The following is a 16,717-nucleotide window of genomic DNA, read 5'->3' as shown; positions in this document are numbered from 1 at the left end:
AGAAGGGTATTCGTTGGATACTTTATTCAGTTATGAATTTTGATTGGGACTAAACGTCGGTTTGGCGGGAACCGTGGAACTAGCGGAAAACGCCCTACCGAGAACGGGTGGCGTCGTTGATGGCACCCTCGCAGTTAAACACTGGCTGTCTACACTCGACAGGGTATATGTCGCGTCTAATAATGGATTCGCCGGTGTTGAATTATCGGATTCCAGAACCAGCAATACGGCGACGTTAGAAATGAACGGCACCGGCGGTGTTTACATTTCACAAAAAACTAACGGACAGGTAAACGTAAACCACATCCCGAAAACCAACGGGATACTATTGAATTCAGCGGACATTATCCAATCTGTGGGTGACAGTGTATCGCAGGTGATGAGCCAGAAATCCGTAACTGACGCCCTAGACAACCGCCTCGAAAAATCCCGAAACGGCGCCGATATCCCCAACAAACCAGAGTTTGTGCGGAATATTGGGTTAGTGGGCACGGTGAAACTAGCGGAAAACGCCCTACCGAGAACGGGTGGCGTCGTTGATGGCAGTATTGCTGTTAAACAATGGTTATCAACCTATGACAGGGTCTATGTTGCAGCGAATAATGGATTTGCCGGTGTTGAATTATCGGATACACGCAATAAAAACACCGTGACAATAGAAATGAATGGCGCCGGTGGTGCCATCATTTCACAAAAAACTAATGGTCAGGTAAATGTAAATCATATACCGAAAACCAACGGGACATTACTGAATTCGGCCGATGCGGAAAAATATGTCACGTCGCTGCGATTATCAACACCCCGTGAAATAACAACAAAAATAGACGAATGGTTGGATTTTTCAACCAACGAATTTGTGGTTGGTGTTCGGCTGTCACGAACACCTGGCGGCGGCGTTTGGGTCATCGAACGGCTACGCGTCGCTAATTTGCAGATCATGAGAAATGGAGGGTGGATCAATGTCACGCAATAACAATAAAATGGCTAAAAAATTTGTTGAATATACGCCAACATCAAAACCCTACGGTAACTGTCTGTATCTGACAAATGCAGATGGTGATTGGTACGAACAACAACAGAATTTTGAACCGGATACGTTAAAAATTGCCTATGATGATGATGGTATTATCCGCTCGTTTAGTGATGATGCCAGCACGTTATGTCCAATAGGGTTATATGTCGCTGAAATTGTGAAAAATGATGTTCCTGATGATTTTGGCTGGGATCACGAGTGGGTTTTCATTAATGGGGAAATTACGCCCAGAATTCAGACGCCAGCGGAATTGCAGCAACAGGCAGAATCGCAGAAACGCTATCTAATGTCTCAGGCTACAAATTCAATCACTCCACTCCAATATGCTGTCGATCTCAACATGGCAACAGACACAGAGCAATCGACACTGATCGCGTGGAAAAAATACACCGTGTTATTAAACCGCGTAGACTGTTCGACTGCACCAAATATTGACTGGCCTAAAGCGCCAGAATAACAATCAGGGGCATTTAGCCCCTCTATTTATTTCGGCTGTTCCGGCCATTGGATATCAGGTGCGGTAGAGCAATCCACCCGATTGAGCAGTAGCTACCAACGATGATTTAAGAGCCAAGCGGTTCCCAACGTCATTTTATCGTATGGGGGGAGGTGCTGGGAGGGACATGTGGGGAGGGTGGGGAGCAGGTATTTTGCTCCGGTATGATGCCAATAACGCATTCCATTTGTGGGTCAGTGCGAGCCGCAATGAGCTGCAATTCCAGATGCAGGTGGGATCATCTATTCGGGGGGGTGCGTTATGGGGAAAAACGAACACCACCGTCGTTGACGGTTACATCAAAACAGCGTCCCCTATCATTGAAATTCACCCCGATGGCAAATTCACTACCAACGACGAATCCGAGGGCGCAATCGTTGAACGTCTATCCGAGGGCGTCTATCTCATTAAAAACGTGCTGGGATTTAATGCCGATGCGGCATGGGGTGGGGTTGATGGCGGTATCGAAATTCCGCTGTGCAAAAATAAATTACCGTTGATTTGGGTGGATTATCGCGTGTTACCCGATGGTTCCATCAAAATCATGACGTATCACCGAGAGCATCCAAACGCACCCACATTCGCCCAAAATGTACGGGACGGCTACTCCGACGGTGATCCGATTGATATTCCTGTTGGTCGGTCTATATCTGTCCGTGTCCAGATGCCAGAGAATTCTATCTGGAATCAGCAACAACGGAAATTGACTGAGTCGGAATAAATACAGGGGCAAACTATGCCCCTGATTGTTATTCTGGCGCTTTAGGCCAGTCAATATTTGGTGCTGTCGAACAGTCCACACGGTTCAGTAGCACGCAATATTTTTTCCATGCTGTTAGTGACGCCAGCTCCGCGTTCGTCGCCATTTTGAGGTCTACGGCATACTGTAATGGCGCGATGGAATTGGTAGCCTGCGTCATGCGGTATCGTTTCTCATGTTCCGCGTTTTGCTGCAACTGCTCAGGTGTGGGCGGCGGGTTCGCGATTATCCGCGCTTCCGCCTCAGTAATCGGAATAAAATCCGATTTGATGTGTTTATCCTGAGAGCCGTCTGATTCAAAACCGTAAACCCGCCCGTCGTTCGATTTGTAATATTTCATGATTACCTTAATTCAACCCACGAATCAATAAAATCGCCATCATTAGCGATATACGCATTGACATCGTAATGCGCCCCTGTGGGGACAATAAAAAACACGCTCATCTCCACTTGTGGCCCATCGAAATCTGACCAGTTATACGCGACTTGAATTCCATTGACATTGGCACCAATTCCGATTGCACCCAGTTGTTTTTTTCGCGGTTTGGTTTTAACAAATACGGCTATTGGCTTGCCTGCATCATTTTTATATTGCGTCCCACCTATCCGTTTATACCGGACATTCTGCCAGCTCTGGTTAATGCCAATACTGGCGTTTTCAGCAACATCAGACAGCAAAGCTATCTCGCCGGATTTTTTGCGCAGATTGACGTAATATTGCGTTTCAGTGGTGCTATCCCGATAAAACACTGTGAGCATTTCCGGTTTTTCATGCGGCACGGCAGATAGCTGAACGTAATACCCGTTCGCATTTTTTAGTTTCACGCCTGCCCAGTCATGCGTAGCCTCAACATCCACACCACCGCACGAAAACATGTCATGTGATTTTTTCAGGGCAAAACGCCCGTTCGATTCGCTAGTCGAATACACACCAATTTCGCGGGGTTCGGGTTTGTGAGCCTCACTGTATACCTGCGACCACCGCCCGTCGGTATGGCGATCATGCAGCGTTGTTCCGCCAATCCAGCCTGTCGCCTCAATATCACTGGTAGTCCAAACTTTCCCCTCAATGGTTCCGCCTGTTTTAGGGTAGGCATTTTTCGCCCGTTTCACCGTCTCCGCCAAACCGAGGTTTTTCACAACCCATGGATCCTTACGATCCAAGCCAAGATCCCACTCCCTGAACCGCGAGAACCAAAACTCAGCGACAAAAAAGAGCCATTTTAGCCTATCAAAAAATAACCAAAAGCCAGAATCACACTGAATAATACCGGAAAGGATGAATTTTAAACTAAATTAGGTTATTAAATGACCTATAAAAGGTTATTATTTAACCAATAAAGGGTTCTTTCCAACCAAACCATTTGATTTTCTCCCACCAACTAAAATCAACCCAACAAATTGATTATAAACAAAAATATAAGACCACATTTGTACCGTCCCCCACACACAGCCAATCGAATGATTTCCTCCGTCCAATCCGCCAATATATCAGCACACCTTAACAGGAGAACCGCTAATATGGCACAAGACTATCATCACGGCGTCCGTGTACAGGAAATTAATGAAGGTACTCGTACCATCACTACCGTTAGCACCGCTATCGTAGGTATGGTTTGTACTGCTCCTGACGCAGACGAAAAAACATTTCCATTAAACACTCCAGTTCTGATTACTGACGTTATGAGCGCCAGTGGTAAGGCTGGGAAAAAAGGGACTTTGTCCGCTTCACTGAAAGCTATCGCTGCTCAGGCTCAGCCTGTGACTGTGGTTGTTCGTGTGGAAGAGGGCGAATCTGAAAAAGATACTGTTACTAACATCATCGGTGGTGTTACTGAGGCCGGTAAGAAAACCGGTATGCAGGCGCTGTTGGCGGCACCAAGCCAACTCGGTGTTAAACCACGCATTCTGGGCGTTCCGGGTCTGGATTCACTACCGGTTGTTACTGCACTGGTTTCTGTTGCGCAGAAACTGAAAGCGATGGCTTATATCAGCGCTTACGGCTGCAAAACTATTGAAGAAGTGATCAGATATCGTGACTACTTCAGTCAGCGTGAGCTGATGCTGATTTGGCCTGATTTCCTGAGCTGGGATACGGTGACCAACAGCGAAGCGACTGCATTTGCAACCGCTTATGCGCTGGGTCTGCGTGCTAAAATCGATGAAGAAACCGGCTGGCATAAAACTCTGTCCAACGTTGGTGTTAACGGAGTGACTGGCCTGTCTGCTGATGTCTTCTGGGATCTGCAAGATACCGCGACTGACGCCGATCTGCTAAACAAAGCAGGTATCACGACGCTGGTCCGCAAAAACGGCTTTCGTTTCTGGGGTTCACGAACTTGTGCTGGTTCTGCTGATCCTCTGTTCCAGTTTGAAAGCTACACCCGTACCGCTCAGGTTCTGGCTGACACTATGGCTGAAGCACACATGTGGGCTATCGATAAACCGCTGACTCCATCACTGGTGCGCGACATCATCGAAGGCGTCAATGCCAAGTTCCGTGAACTGAAATCTGGTGGCTACATCATTGATGGCCGTTGTTGGTACGACGACAAGGCTAATGACAAGGACACCCTGAAAGCCGGCAAACTGACCATCGACTATGACTATACACCTGTACCGCCACTGGAAAACATGATGTTACGCCAGCGCATTACAGATAGTTACCTGATGGATTTCGCGAAAAGTATCAATAAATAAGGGGCTAACTGATGGCATTACCTCGCAAACTTAAATACCTGAACTTGTTCAATGATGGCAACAACTATCAGGGGATCGTGGAAGAACTGACTCTTCCTAAGTTGAGCCGCAAGCTGGAAGCCTATCGCGGTGCTGGCATGAATGGCAGCGCAATGGTGGATTTAGGTCTGGATGAAGGCGCACTGGATGCTGAATTCACTCTGGGCGGCGTTGAAGCTCAACTGTACAAACAGTGGGGCATCGCGAAAGCCGATGGTGTCATGCTGCGCTTTGCTGGCTCTTTTGAGAGTGAAGATAACGGTGAAGTGGTTGCAGTCGAAGTTGTGATGCGTGGTCGTTTCCAGGAGTTCGATCACGGTACTTATAAACAAGGTGATAACACCCAGACCAAAATCACTGCCAAAAATACTTATTTCAAACTGACATGGAATGGTGAAGAACTGATTGAAATCGACACCATCAACATGGTTGAGAAAGTAGGTGGGGAAGATCGTCTGGAGCAGCATCGCCGCGCTATCGGTCTTTTTTAATCGCTTCTTTTAGCAATTAACTTTTTTAAAACTTATTTCCTGTCTCATCAGTGTATTAATCGTGCCTGTTGAGACAGGTCTCTAATCGGATAAACAAGGTTGAACCATGACAGAAACACTGAATACTCAAAATGACGATCTGCGCACCATTGAATTGGAAGCACCACTGGCGCGAGGCAACGGCGAAATCACGGAAGTGATGGTACGCAAACCTAACAGCGGTGCGTTGCGCGGTGCACGTTTACAGGCACTGCTGGAAATGGATGTGGATTCTATGCTGCTTGTCCTGCCGCGTGTTACCACCCCTGCATTGACCAAAAATGACCTGATAATGATGTCACCTGGTGATCTGATTAATCTCAGTGTGGAGGTGGTCAATTTTTTGTTGCCGAAGTCGGTCAAGTCCGATTCCCAGAACGATTAACCGTTGATGAATTGGTGGCAGATATTGCCACCGTTTTTCACTGGTCACCGACAGTCACAGATGCAATGTCACTATCGGAACTATTGGACTGGCGACATCGGGCCATTTTGAGAAGTGGTGCAGAAAATGAGTAATATACAGTCACAGCTTAACAAGGTACTGAGTACTGTTGGTAAGTTGACCAGTTCCTTTAAATCTTTTCAACAGCATCAGAAAAAACTGGTAGGTTCAGTTGATAAAATTTATAACCAGTTTAAAAAATTTAATAAGACTGTTGAAGGATTAAAACCCATTGTAGGTTATGCGCAGGAAACTGCGCGTATGCGTGCCGATCTTAAGGCCTATAATCAAACCATTAAACAATCTTTCTCTGCGCGGCAGAACTCCTCACAAGTAATGCAGGTGAATTCTGCCAGCCAATCAGCTAATATTGTTCAAATAAACCAGAATGTCAGACAGGAAAACTCATCCAGTAAAAAGAATGAATTTAATCTTGGTGTGACGGGTAATATGACTAACAATTTTAAATTGTTAGATAAATTGGTTATTAATATTAATCCAAAAATAACAATTTTATTTGATACGCTGAAAAAAATCAAAACAGTTTTGAAATTTCCCACTAATTCAGTGAAGGCATCATTTCAAATTCTGATTAATTCTATAAAAATTTTTGGTAGTGTTGGTATAAGAGTTTTTGGTTCTCTGAGAGTTAGTCTCCGTATCTTTGGTATTTTGTCTATTCAGATTTTTGGAACATTGAAAGTTCGGCTAAATATTTTTGGAAAGATAGGAGTTAGAGTTTTTAGTTCGTTGCGTATTGGATTTAATGTATTTGGGCAATTAGGAATCCGAATATTTGGTTCATTGCGTATTAGTCTGAATATCTTTGGACAATTGGGTGTCCGGATCTTTGGTTCATTGCGTATTAGTCTGAATATCTTTGGGCAGTTAGGTGTCCGAATCTTTGGTTCATTGCGTATTAGTCTGAATATCTTTGGGCAGTTAGGCGTCCGGATCTTTGGTTCATTGCGTATTAGTCTGAATATCTTTGGGCAGTTAGGTGTCCGAATCTTTGGTTCATTGCGTATTAGTCTGAATATATTTGGTCAGTTGGGAATCCGGATCTTTGGTTCATTGCGTATTGGCCTGAATATATTTGGTCAGTTGGGAATCCGGATCTTTGGTTCATTGCGTATTGGCCTGAATATCTTTGGGCAGTTAGGCGTCCGAATATTTGGTTCGTTGCGTATTGGCCTGAATATATTTGGTCAGTTGGGAATCCGAATCTTTGGTTCATTGCGTATTAGTCTGAATATATTTGGTCAGTTGGGAATCCGGATCTTTGGTTCATTGCGTATTGGCCTGAATATCTTTGGGCAGTTAGGCGTCCGAATATTTGGTTCGTTGCGTATTGGCCTGAATATATTTGGTCAGTTGGGAATCCGAATCTTTGGTTCATTGCGTATTAGTCTGAATATATTTGGTCAGTTGGGAATCCGGATCTTTGGTTCATTGCGTATTGGCCTGAATATCTTTGGGCAGTTAGGCGTCCGAATATTTGGTTCGTTGCGTATTGGCCTGAATATATTTGGTCAGTTGGGAATCCGAATCTTTGGTTCATTGCGTATTGGCCTGAATATCTTTGGTCAGTTGGGAATCCGAATCTTTGGTTCATTGCGTATTGGCCTGAATATTTTTGGTCAGTTGGGAATCCGAATCTTTGGTTCATTGCGTATTAGTTTGAATATATTTGGTCAGTTGGGAATCCGAATCTTTGGTTCATTGCGTATTAGTCTGAATATATTTGGTCAGTTGGGAACCCGAATCTTTGGTTCATTGCGTATTAGTCTGAATATATTTGGTCAGTTGGGAATCCGAATCTTTGGTTCATTGCGTATTAGTCTGAATATCTTTGGGCAATTAGGAATCCGGATCTTTGGTTCGTTGCGTATTGGCCTGAATATTTTTGGTCAGTTGGGAATCCGAATCTTTGGTTCATTGCGTATTGGCTTGAATATTTTTGGTCAGTTGGGAATCCGGATCTTTGGTTCATTGCGTATTAGTCTGAATATCTTTGGGCAGTTAGGCGTCCGAATCTTTGGTTCATTGCGTATAGGGCTGAATATCTTTGGGCAGTTAGGCGTCCGAATCTTTGGTTCATTGCGTATTAGTCTGAATATCTTTGGGCAGTTAGGCGTCCGAATCTTTGGTTCGTTGCGTATAGGGCTGAATATCTTTGGGCAGTTAGGCGTCCGGATCTTTGGTTCGTTGCGTATAGGGCTGAATATCTTTGGTCAGTTGGGAATCCGGATCTTTGGTTCATTGCGTATAAGGCTGAATATCTTTGGACAATTGGGAATCCGAATCTTTGGTTCATTGCAAATTAGGCTGAATATTTTTGCTCAGTTGGGGATACGAGTTTTTGGCTCTCTGAGAATTAGCTTAAATATATTTGGTCAATTAGGTGTAAGAGTATTTAATTACTTAGGAAGTAGCCTCAATATATTGGGTAGTGTTGGAGGGAAAGTTTTTGGTTTTCTCAGGAATTCATTAAATACACTATTCAGTAGCGGTAACAAAAACGGTATTTTTGTAGGGTTAAGAAAAAGTATAGGAAAACTAGGAAGTATTGGACAACAAGTATTTGGCTTTTTGGGCAATAGTATAAGAATGCTGGGAAGTATTGGTGCGAAAGGTTTAGGTTTTTTAGGTAATGCTTTCAGTATACTGGGTCGTGCAATAATGATTGTTGGCCGAGCTATGATGGCGAACCCCATTCTTGCCATTATTGGTGTTATTGCAATGGCTGCTATTTATATTTGGCAGAATTGGGAAACATTAGGACCCAAATTCACTGCTTTGTGGGAAAACATCAAAAATGTCTGTAGCAATGCATGGCAGGGAATTAAAGACAGAGTCAGTGCTGCTTGGGAGGGCATTAAGAGTTATTTCATGGATGGTGGATTAATCGGTCTTATTTACCAAAATTGGGACACGATTAAACAAAGTACTTTAGAAGCTTGGGAATCAGTTAAAGCTAAAATAGGTGAAGTTTGGGAATCCGTTAAACAGAATACTTTAGAAATTTGGGAGAGCGTTAAAAAATCAATTTCAGATAGATGGAATGAAATTGTTGCTGATGTTCAGGCTATTCCTGAAAAATTAAAAGCGGCTGGCTCAGCAATGATCGATAGTTTGCTAATTGGTATTCAAGAAAAATGGGAGCACCTGAAAAGTAAATTCGCCTCTATTACTGATTGGTTTAAATCGTGGTGGTCTGGTGATGATAAAAAGGAAGTTACCGTAAAAACATCACAGGAAATTACTAAGAGCGATACATCTCAGCAGGCAAAACAGATTACTCAACATGATACAGGCGGATTTATTCCTGCAGGGAAACAAGGCCTTGTGGGGGAATATGGTCCTGAAATTATCAATGGCCCAGCTAATGTTACCAGCCGGAAAAATACCGCGAAACTTGCTGCTTTGGGTCTTGCCGTTAGCTCAATGTCACTGCCGATTGCGGCGCAGGATGCACCATTACACGCGCAGAGTTTACCTGCTCACGCTTATGAGGAAGTGCAGGCGAAACGGGAGCGGAGTCAGCCACAGCAATATGGTGGCGCAGCCCCGCAATATAACATCTATGTCTATGGCACCCAGGGGCAATCCGCGCAGGATATTGCCCGTGTGGTCAGGCAGGAATTGGAACAAAGAGAACGTATGCACCAGGCGCGTATGCGTAGCTCACTTTCAGACAGAGGAGAAGATTTCTCATGATGGCTGCACTTGGTTTGTTTGTTTTTATGCTGAAAACAACGCCCTATCAGACTTTTCAATATAAACAGAGTTGGCGACATGCCTTCAACAGCCGCGTGGGAGCGCGGCCTGCCTGGCAGTTTGTCGGTTCAGACAATGATACTATCACGCTATCAGGGGAGCTTTATCCTGAACTGACCGGTGGTTCACTTTCATTGACCGCATTGAAAGTGATGGCAGATAGCGGCAAAGCGTGGTCATTTATTGATGGCAGTGGTGCCATTTACGGTATGTTCGTTATCGAAAGCATTGATGAGACAAAAACAGAATTTATGTCAGGTGGCGCGGCCAGAAAAATCAGTTTTACGCTGACTTTACGGCGTGTTGACAATAACTTGTTTGAAATGTTGGGAGACTTGCAGGATCAGCTTTCTGATATCAAAGACGATATTGTCAGGAAAGTCAGGGGAGTGTTCTCATGATCGATTTTGAAAAGTGGATACCCGACACGGATTGGGTTCCCCAATTTGATTTGGTCACTGGAAAAGTCAGTGAGCCCGCTTTTCGTCTGGAAATCAACAACAAGGATATCAGTGGGAAGATCCAATCACGCCTGATGTCATTAACATTGACGGATAATCGTGGTTTGGAATCAGATCAGCTCGATATTGAGTTGGATGATGCGGATGGCATGCTGATGCTGCCTCTTCGTGGCGATATTCTTACATTAGAACTGGGGTGGCATGGCCACTCTTTAACGCCGAAAGGAAAATTTGTTGTTGATGAAATTGAACATGTCGGTGCGCCAGATCGATTGACCATTCGTGCCCGCAGTGCGGATTTTCGTGGTGATCTGAATGTGAAACGGGAGGCTTCTTACCATAAATGCACTTTAGGCAGTATTGTCAGTACCATCGCTGCCAGAAATAAATTGGAGTTTAAGATTAGCTCAGAGTTAGAAAATATCTCTATGCATATCGATCAAACAAATGAATCTGACGTCAGCTTTTTGACTCGATTGGCAAAACAAGAAGGCGCAATCGCTTCAGTCAAAAATGGCGAATTATTGTTTGTTCAGCAAGGGCAGAATAAAACGGCGAGTGGTAAGCATATTCCGCCTGTACTGATTACGCGTAACTCAGGGGATAGTCACAGATTTTCTCTGTCCGATCGTGAGGCTTATACTGGTGTGGCTGCTCAGTGGATGGATACACGTACAGCGACTAAACAGACGGTTAAACTGAGGCGAAAGGAATCAGAAGAAGGAAAAGTTGAACTTATCGTTGAATATGAAAGCAGTAGTAGCCAATCATCAGACAAGGATTCTTCTCAAAAAGACAAAAACGCCACTAAAAAAAAGGGGGGGACTTCCAGGCAAAAGCAACCACAATCCACTAAAAAGGGAAAAGATCTTAAACCTAAACCTCCTGCACCTGGCAAAGTTAATTTGGCGAAGAAAAACCCAAAAACTAAAGGTCGTGGAAAGCCGACTTATATTAAAAAGGGGAGTAAAAAGAAAAACAAAGGTAACGGCAGTATCGAGATAGAAGCAAATTTCGATATTGAAGCAAGCATATCTTATGAAGAACAGCGTGAATCAACGGTTGAACACCATCAAACAACTACAGTACAGCAAGAATCTGCAAGCTATTTGGTGGGAACTCAGGAGAATATTCTGACGCTTTCGCGCATTTATTCTAACAAAGAAAGTGCAGAGCGTGCTGCTATCGCCGTTTGGAAAAAAATGCAACGAGGAGCTGCGCAGTTCTCTATCACATTAGCATTGGGGCGTGCTGATATTTATCCTGAAACTCCCATCCAGTTAGAGGGTTTTAAGTCAGAAATTGATGAAACTGACTGGACTTTGGTCAAAGTCACTCACACGCTCAATGACAGTGGTTTTACGACATCATTAGATCTCGAAATAAAAATTGACGAATTTGAAATGAGTTCTTGATCTCAATATGAGATCTTTGGTATATTGTTCACCAGACGAGATAATGTTATTTCAAGACAGTTATTTCAAGATAACGATTTCAGAAAGGTGAACAATATGATTAAGTGTCCTCTGTGTGGTCAATCAGCGCATACTCGTAGCAGCTTTGAGCATTCAAGCCAAACAAAGGAGCGCTATAACCAATGTCAGAATATCAATTGCGGAGCAACGTTCGTCAGCCATGAAACCTTTGTCCGTTTCATTTCTAAGCCAGGTGAAGTCCAAAACGTGACGCCACATCCAAGGGCAAAAACCAAGAGACAACCTCGCCAGAAAGCGGCTGCCGTACAATAAATAACGAAAAAATTATTGCTCCAGCTTTTTGCCACCGTTATGGTGGCTTTTTTTGGATGTTAGGTTGAAGTGAGTTCTCTATTCGAGAACTTCTTGTGACGCCCACTCGTCAACAAAGTAGGCGTCAAAACCATTTGGCTGATTTACTTCTGGCTCTGATATTGTTCCTGCAAAATCCTTTGCATTTCATCTTTGATGTGTAGTTTTTCTTTTTTCAGGCGCACAACTTTATCGTTGTAACCCGCACCATTTGGGCCTTCAAGTTGGGTTATCTCGTGGTCAAGTCGGTTATGTTTTTCAAACAGGGATTGGAAGCGGGGATGAGATTCTTTCAGGTTGGATACTAAATCACGATATTCTGGAAACATAAGACCTCCTATACGAAATTCACTACTACACTCAGTGAGTGTAGTAGGTCATTTTAATATCAGATTTGAGAAATATCACATAAAAAAGAACTGGTAGAACCTGTTAGTTTGTTGATGATAAATAAAATTTGACATTGATTATGAGTGGATAGATTTTTCCATATCTAATGCCTTTAAGAATCAGTGCCTTGCCAAAAAACATAATTTACCCCTGTCTTTTTGTTGTTATTATCTAGTCTCCTTTTTAAATATATTCAGAGGTGATATATGAAAAAATATCTATTCCCTTTAGCTGCACTGATGGTATCAACTTCGGTTTTTGCCGACAAAAAACTTGAAGATATCGCCCCTTATCCTGCGCCTTCTGAGAAAATGGCTCGTAGCGTGATTGAATTGCCTCAGAAAGAACATGAAAACGGCTATATGGTTGAGTTGGTGATTGGCAAGGATATGAAAGTGGATTGTAACCATCACTGGTTTGGCGGTAAGTTGGAGACTAAAATCCTGGAAGGGTGGGGATATGACTATTATGTGCTAAATAATGTGACTGGTCCCGCTTCAACAAAAATGGCTTGTCCAAATGAAGAAAAAACAGTGCGTTTTGTTCAGGTTCAGTTAGGTAAGGATGCTTTTATCCGTTATAACAGTAAATTACCTATCGTAGTATATACGCCAAAATCGTTGACAGTTAAATATCGTATTTGGCAAGCTTCGGATGAGGTAAAGAAAGCTGTTATCAAATAAGTTATTGATTAACTAAATAAACAACCTGAGTTGTTATATTAAACTCAGGTTGTTTTAGAAATGCATTTCGTCGTTGCTTATTGTTAAGTTAACAATAAATAAATTTATATTGGTGATATTGGTTTTTTCTTTATTTTTCTGTCTGTGATTCCTTGCCCATAATTAAAAACACTAACTAAACTATTTTTGGATTCTTTTGCATTCATGCAAATATCATTGAGGAATCGTCGAATGTTTAAAAAGTTATCGGCAGAGTTTTTAGGTACTTTTTGGTTGGTGTTTGGTGGATGTGGTAGTGCTGTTTTAGCTGCAGCATTTCCACAGCTGGGGATTGGTTTTGTGGGTGTATCTCTGGCTTTTGGTTTAACTGTGGTAACAATGGCCTATGCGGTAGGGAATATTTCAGGAGGGCATTTTAATCCGGCAGTAACATTGGGCTTGTTCGCTGGCGGGCGTATTTCTGCTAAAGAGGTTATTCCTTATATTATTGCCCAAGTGATTGGAGGAATTGCGGCAGCTGCGGTACTGTACCTTATCGCCAGCGGTAAAAGTGGTTTTGATGCAACGGCAAGTGGTTTTGCATCTAATGGCTATGGTGAACATTCTCCCGGTGGTTTTTCATTACGAGCTGCAATTATTATTGAATTAATATTAACCGGATTTTTCTTAATTGTCATTCTTGGAGCAACAGACAAAAATGCACCAGCAGGTTTTGCACCATTGGCTATCGGCTTAGCATTGACACTGATTCACTTAATCAGTATTCCAGTAACAAATACATCAGTTAACCCAGCAAGAAGTACCGCGGTTGCTATTTTCCAGGGGACCTGGGCCTTGGAGCAGCTTTGGGTATTTTGGTTGATTCCATTAATTGGTGGTGCTATCGGCGGGTTGATATACCGGACACTCTTACAGAAAGGTAATTCATCCATTAATTAATATCTCCTTCATTTTGATAAGCCATGTTATAGCATGGCTTTTTTTACTCCTTTTTATGGTAGATTTATTCACATTTCAATCTTTTCTTAAAAGGAGGAATAATGGAGAAAAATATAACATGGGAACGAGGTGAATATTGGATTACAACGGATAAGAGTAAGATTGATATTCATTTCGTACATAGTGAATTAACGCAATTATTTTGGGCGCGTGGCGTTGAGTTTGAAAAAGTCAAAATTGCAATAGAAAATAGTTTATGTTTTGCATTATTTCATTGTGATAAAGAAATTGGATTTGCAAGATTAGTGACTGATTTTTCAATGTTTTCATATCTTTCAGATGTATTTATTATCGATGAATATCAGAAGAAAGGGCTGGGACGTTGGTTGGTCGAATGTGTTTTACAGCATCCGATTATTCCTCATGTAAAACATGTGATGTTGGTGACTTCTAATGCAGGTTGGCTTTATCAGAAACTAGGATTTTCACCTGTCGTAGAACAGGATTTTGTATGGACATTAGACAAAGAGAAAATACCTGGAGTACCTCAATAAATGCTGAGAAAGCAGGCGGCTATTATTAGTATTTGGATAATTCCGCCTGTGTTATTAGCCAATAAGGCTCATAAGTTCATCAATATTCATGCAATTCATCCCAATGATGAATGATCTGCCCAATAATACCGTAATCACGGGCTTCTTCTGGTTCCATCCAGTAATTCCGATCGGTATCTTTTGCGGCCTTATCAAGGGATTGATTGGTTGCTTTACTGATCAGTCGATTTATTCGGTTGCGAATTTTTATTATTTCTTTGGCTTCGATTTCGATATCGGAAGCGCGTCCTTGAACACCGCCTAATGGTTGGTGGATCATAAAACGGGTATTTGGTAGTGAGTAACGGTTTTCTTTATTGGCTGCAAGGAAGATGGTAATGCCAGCACTTGCTACCCAACCCGTACCAATCATTATAACCTTGGGTTTGATAAATTTGATCATGTCATGCAGAGTATCACCTGCTTCAACGTGTCCACCTTGGCTATTGATAAATATTTTTATTGGGTCATTACTGATTTCCTGCAAAATTATCAGTTGTGTCATTACATTTTCAGCGAGCGGCTGATTAATTTCCCCGGAAATAATAACAGATCGTGATTTAATGAGTTGATTTTGAGTAGATGAGATTGCTGTTGTTTCTTTTTCTGATCTATTTGTCAATTCGCAATGCATTATTTTTTTCTCCTGTGATAAATAATGTTGGATATATAAAAAATATAGCTTTAAAAAATAATATTTTCTAAAAACTTTGAACTTTGTTTCAGTTTTGTAACATCATCAAAAAAATTGAATTATTTTTTTAAAAAAATTTAATTTATTTGTGAAATTATAATGATATATATTTATGTCCATGATTTCTTAGAGTTTTACAGTATGTGTAATAAAATAAGATAAAATAAAAAACTCAGTATATTTATAGTTAGGTTTGGTTGTATATTGTAACTTTCCTGCTGTAAGTTTTATTTCGATATTTATATATTCAAAAGCATGTGAGTTAATGTTTTTATACTCAGCAATATCTGCATATTGCTAACTGTATTAATTGGCTGTGATGTAAATGTAATAAATTAGGAATGAATTATGGAACGTCTTGACATAGAAGAAGTGTCTAACAAAATTCTACATGAATTATTGCAGTATCGACGTCGTTTCCCTGAGTCTGAACACTCACTTCAATATGAAGAAAAAAAGGTTTCTGAGGTTCAACTGCCTCGTATCCGTGCATTTGTGGAGCAAGGGAAACCTATCGAATGTATTTTACCTGCATTTCCGACAAAATCCCCCAACCCTAGAAAAGTATTGGGTAAAATGCCAGATATGGCAGAAAAATTATCACTGATTTTTCTAAATTCCCTTTGTCAGCGTATTCAGCTTTATTATCCACCTGGGGCAAATATTGTTATTTGTTCTGATGGACATGTTTTTAGTGATCTTATTCTTGTCGATGATGACACAATTACCCATTATCAGTTAGAAATTGAAAAGTTGTTGCATGAACTGGGCGCGACTCATCTTTCAGTTTTTAATCTTGGTAACGTTGAATCACTAACGCAATATACTAATGATTACGATCAACTGCGTGAATTATTGGTCAGTCGTTATGCCTCTTCGATAGAGGAGATTAAGGTAGAACTCAAAAAAACCGAAGAGGGTGTTCAATTATATCGGGCGATTACTCGTTTTCTTTATGAAGATAGCTTATTGCCAGAATATACAGGTTCAAAAAATGCGTTGCAAAAAGATGCCCGTCAGCGCTCGGCTGGGGTTATCCAACGTAGTTGGGCGTGGGGTAATTTACTAGCAGAGCAGTTCCCCTTGGCGATCCGTCTTTCTATTCACCCGCAACCCGTGGACAGTATTAAAATTGGTATTCATATGATGCCGACTCGGGATGATTGGTTAACGCCGTGGCACGGTGTGGCGGCCAACATTAACGGCCAGTTTTTACTGATGAAAAGTGATGAAGTGAAAAAGATGAATGGAAAGCTGATCGAAATTCGGGGTGTTCCAAGCCATTACTTGATTGAAACGCCATCTGAAGAAAACCCGCAAACAGAATTCCAAACGGCGACAGCATAAGCAGAATAACCACGTGGTATACCGTATTTTAGAGAGAAAA

At 42.0% G+C, this 16,717-nt stretch carries 20 protein-coding genes; 15 read left to right on the top strand and 5 right to left on the bottom strand.

The features are described from left to right. Window positions 1-43: 43 nt before the first annotated feature. Both Xets_RS11515 and Xets_RS11510 read left to right on the top strand, forming a co-directional pair. Window positions 44-973 (top strand): hypothetical protein, encoded by a 930-nt coding sequence (locus tag Xets_RS11515; protein WP_187651695.1) that lies wholly within the window; start codon window positions 44-46, stop codon window positions 971-973. Then, window positions 960-1,490 (top strand): tail fiber assembly protein, encoded by a 531-nt coding sequence (locus Xets_RS11510; protein ID WP_244208813.1) that lies wholly within the window; start codon window positions 960-962, stop codon window positions 1,488-1,490. Before Xets_RS11515 ends, Xets_RS11510 begins: the two co-directional genes overlap by 14 nt. Window positions 1,491-1,516: 26 nt before the next feature. Here Xets_RS11510 and Xets_RS28675 read toward each other — a convergent pair whose 3' ends face one another. Then, window positions 1,517-1,579 carry a tail fiber assembly protein gene (locus tag Xets_RS28675; protein ID WP_187651771.1) on the bottom strand — a complete coding sequence of 21 codons (63 nt, stop codon included), beginning with the start codon at window positions 1,577-1,579 and terminating at the stop codon, window positions 1,517-1,519. A 77-nt stretch (window positions 1,580-1,656) separates the two neighbouring features. Between Xets_RS28675 and Xets_RS11500 the strand changes: the two genes are divergently transcribed. Beyond that, complete coding sequence (locus tag Xets_RS11500; protein WP_187651694.1) at window positions 1,657-2,250, top strand: hypothetical protein; 594 nt, start codon at window positions 1,657-1,659, stop codon at window positions 2,248-2,250. 28 nt (window positions 2,251-2,278) lie between these two features. Here Xets_RS11500 and Xets_RS11495 read toward each other — a convergent pair whose 3' ends face one another. After that, on the bottom strand, window positions 2,279-2,629 hold the full coding sequence (locus tag Xets_RS11495; protein WP_187651693.1) for a tail fiber assembly protein: 351 nt from the start codon (window positions 2,627-2,629) through the stop codon (window positions 2,279-2,281). A 2-nt stretch (window positions 2,630-2,631) separates the two neighbouring features. After that, window positions 2,632-3,453 (bottom strand): hypothetical protein, encoded by an 822-nt coding sequence (locus Xets_RS11490; protein ID WP_187651692.1) that lies wholly within the window; start codon window positions 3,451-3,453, stop codon window positions 2,632-2,634. Window positions 3,454-3,810: 357 nt separating this feature from the next. On the opposite strand from Xets_RS11490, the gene Xets_RS11485 reads away from it, so the two are divergent. The 8 genes from Xets_RS11485 to Xets_RS11450 all read left to right on the top strand — a co-directional run bounded on the left by Xets_RS11485 (window position 3,811) and on the right by Xets_RS11450 (window position 11,992). Next, window positions 3,811-4,989: a phage tail sheath protein gene (locus Xets_RS11485; protein WP_099133797.1), complete on the top strand. Its 1,179-nt coding sequence runs from the start codon at window positions 3,811-3,813 to the stop codon at window positions 4,987-4,989. A gap of 11 nt (window positions 4,990-5,000) precedes the next feature. Continuing rightward, a complete protein-coding gene (locus Xets_RS11480; RefSeq protein ID WP_074020972.1) occupies window positions 5,001-5,519 on the top strand; it encodes a phage major tail tube protein in 519 nt (172 codons plus the stop codon). Between the two features lie 106 nt (window positions 5,520-5,625). After that, window positions 5,626-5,943, top strand: coding sequence for a phage tail assembly protein (locus Xets_RS11475; RefSeq protein ID WP_074024573.1), 318 nt, complete (start codon window positions 5,626-5,628; stop codon window positions 5,941-5,943). 14 nt (window positions 5,944-5,957) lie between these two features. Then, entirely contained in the window at window positions 5,958-6,077 is a 120-nt protein-coding gene (locus tag Xets_RS11470; RefSeq protein WP_208638602.1) for a GpE family phage tail protein, read from the top strand. Continuing rightward, window positions 6,070-9,723: a phage tail protein gene (locus Xets_RS11465; protein WP_187651691.1), complete on the top strand. Its 3,654-nt coding sequence runs from the start codon at window positions 6,070-6,072 to the stop codon at window positions 9,721-9,723. The genes Xets_RS11470 and Xets_RS11465 overlap by 8 nt, the downstream gene beginning before the upstream one ends. Next, complete coding sequence (locus Xets_RS11460) at window positions 9,720-10,184, top strand: phage tail protein (RefSeq protein ID WP_099133794.1); 465 nt, start codon at window positions 9,720-9,722, stop codon at window positions 10,182-10,184. Before Xets_RS11465 ends, Xets_RS11460 begins: the two co-directional genes overlap by 4 nt. Then, the gene (locus tag Xets_RS11455; protein ID WP_187651690.1) at window positions 10,181-11,659 is read left to right on the top strand and encodes a phage late control D family protein; all 1,479 of its coding nucleotides are present in this window, start codon (window positions 10,181-10,183) and stop codon (window positions 11,657-11,659) included. Before Xets_RS11460 ends, Xets_RS11455 begins: the two co-directional genes overlap by 4 nt. 96 nt (window positions 11,660-11,755) lie before the next feature. Next, window positions 11,756-11,992 (top strand): ogr/Delta-like zinc finger family protein, encoded by a 237-nt coding sequence (locus Xets_RS11450; protein ID WP_045973604.1) that lies wholly within the window; start codon window positions 11,756-11,758, stop codon window positions 11,990-11,992. Between the two features lie 143 nt (window positions 11,993-12,135). On the opposite strand, the gene Xets_RS11445 is transcribed toward Xets_RS11450, so the two are convergent. Further along, a complete protein-coding gene (locus Xets_RS11445; RefSeq protein ID WP_099133792.1) occupies window positions 12,136-12,360 on the bottom strand; it encodes a YdcH family protein in 225 nt (74 codons plus the stop codon). Between the two features lie 267 nt (window positions 12,361-12,627). Here Xets_RS11445 and eco point away from each other — a divergent pair, with 267 nt between their 5' ends. The 3 genes from eco (at window position 12,628) to Xets_RS11430 (ending at window position 14,597) form a co-directional block, all read left to right on the top strand. Further along, window positions 12,628-13,104, top strand: a complete 477-nt coding sequence (gene eco / locus Xets_RS11440) for a serine protease inhibitor ecotin (RefSeq protein ID WP_099133791.1) — start codon at window positions 12,628-12,630, stop codon at window positions 13,102-13,104. 231 nt (window positions 13,105-13,335) lie between these two features. Then, the gene (aqpZ, locus tag Xets_RS11435) at window positions 13,336-14,043 is read left to right on the top strand and encodes an aquaporin Z (protein WP_099133790.1); all 708 of its coding nucleotides are present in this window, start codon (window positions 13,336-13,338) and stop codon (window positions 14,041-14,043) included. Between the two features lie 101 nt (window positions 14,044-14,144). Further along, window positions 14,145-14,597: a GNAT family N-acetyltransferase gene (locus Xets_RS11430; RefSeq protein ID WP_187651689.1), complete on the top strand. Its 453-nt coding sequence runs from the start codon at window positions 14,145-14,147 to the stop codon at window positions 14,595-14,597. Between the two features lie 79 nt (window positions 14,598-14,676). Here the strand turns inward: Xets_RS11430 and Xets_RS11425 are convergent, their stop codons facing one another. Continuing rightward, entirely contained in the window at window positions 14,677-15,270 is a 594-nt protein-coding gene (locus Xets_RS11425; protein ID WP_187651688.1) for an ATP-dependent Clp protease proteolytic subunit, read from the bottom strand. Between the two features lie 408 nt (window positions 15,271-15,678). On the opposite strand from Xets_RS11425, the gene pvcA reads away from it, so the two are divergent. Beyond that, window positions 15,679-16,677: an L-tyrosine isonitrile synthase gene (pvcA, locus tag Xets_RS11420; protein WP_099133787.1), complete on the top strand. Its 999-nt coding sequence runs from the start codon at window positions 15,679-15,681 to the stop codon at window positions 16,675-16,677. Window positions 16,678-16,717 lie beyond the last annotated feature (40 nt).

Source organism: Xenorhabdus sp. TS4 (assembly GCF_014467265.1).
Lineage (GTDB): Bacteria > Pseudomonadota > Gammaproteobacteria > Enterobacterales > Enterobacteriaceae > Xenorhabdus > Xenorhabdus ehlersii.
This window is presented reverse-complemented; position numbering and strand designations above follow the sequence as displayed.

Bases quoted from the DNA above. Each gene is read 5' to 3' on its own strand.
- pvcA (WP_099133787.1), top strand. From the start codon at position 15,679: ATGGAACGTCTTGACATAGAAGAAGTGTCTAACAAAATTCTACATGAA.
- Xets_RS11500 (WP_187651694.1), top strand. From the start codon at position 1,657: ATGTGGGGAGGGTGGGGAGCAGGTATTTTGCTCCGGTATGATGCCAAT.
- eco (WP_099133791.1), top strand. From the start codon at position 12,628: ATGAAAAAATATCTATTCCCTTTAGCTGCACTGATGGTATCAACTTCG.
- Xets_RS11430 (WP_187651689.1), top strand. From the start codon at position 14,145: ATGGAGAAAAATATAACATGGGAACGAGGTGAATATTGGATTACAACG.
- Xets_RS11485 (WP_099133797.1), top strand. From the start codon at position 3,811: ATGGCACAAGACTATCATCACGGCGTCCGTGTACAGGAAATTAATGAA.
- Xets_RS11450 (WP_045973604.1), top strand. From the start codon at position 11,756: ATGATTAAGTGTCCTCTGTGTGGTCAATCAGCGCATACTCGTAGCAGC.
- Xets_RS11455 (WP_187651690.1), top strand. From the start codon at position 10,181: ATGATCGATTTTGAAAAGTGGATACCCGACACGGATTGGGTTCCCCAA.
- Xets_RS11495 (WP_187651693.1), bottom strand. From the start codon at position 2,629: ATGAAATATTACAAATCGAACGACGGGCGGGTTTACGGTTTTGAATCA.
- Xets_RS11425 (WP_187651688.1), bottom strand. From the start codon at position 15,270: ATGCATTGCGAATTGACAAATAGATCAGAAAAAGAAACAACAGCAATC.
- Xets_RS11465 (WP_187651691.1), top strand. From the start codon at position 6,070: ATGAGTAATATACAGTCACAGCTTAACAAGGTACTGAGTACTGTTGGT.
- Xets_RS11460 (WP_099133794.1), top strand. From the start codon at position 9,720: ATGATGGCTGCACTTGGTTTGTTTGTTTTTATGCTGAAAACAACGCCC.
- Xets_RS11445 (WP_099133792.1), bottom strand. From the start codon at position 12,360: ATGTTTCCAGAATATCGTGATTTAGTATCCAACCTGAAAGAATCTCAT.
- Xets_RS11480 (WP_074020972.1), top strand. From the start codon at position 5,001: ATGGCATTACCTCGCAAACTTAAATACCTGAACTTGTTCAATGATGGC.
- Xets_RS11475 (WP_074024573.1), top strand. From the start codon at position 5,626: ATGACAGAAACACTGAATACTCAAAATGACGATCTGCGCACCATTGAA.
- Xets_RS11510 (WP_244208813.1), top strand. From the start codon at position 960: ATGTCACGCAATAACAATAAAATGGCTAAAAAATTTGTTGAATATACG.
- aqpZ (WP_099133790.1), top strand. From the start codon at position 13,336: ATGTTTAAAAAGTTATCGGCAGAGTTTTTAGGTACTTTTTGGTTGGTG.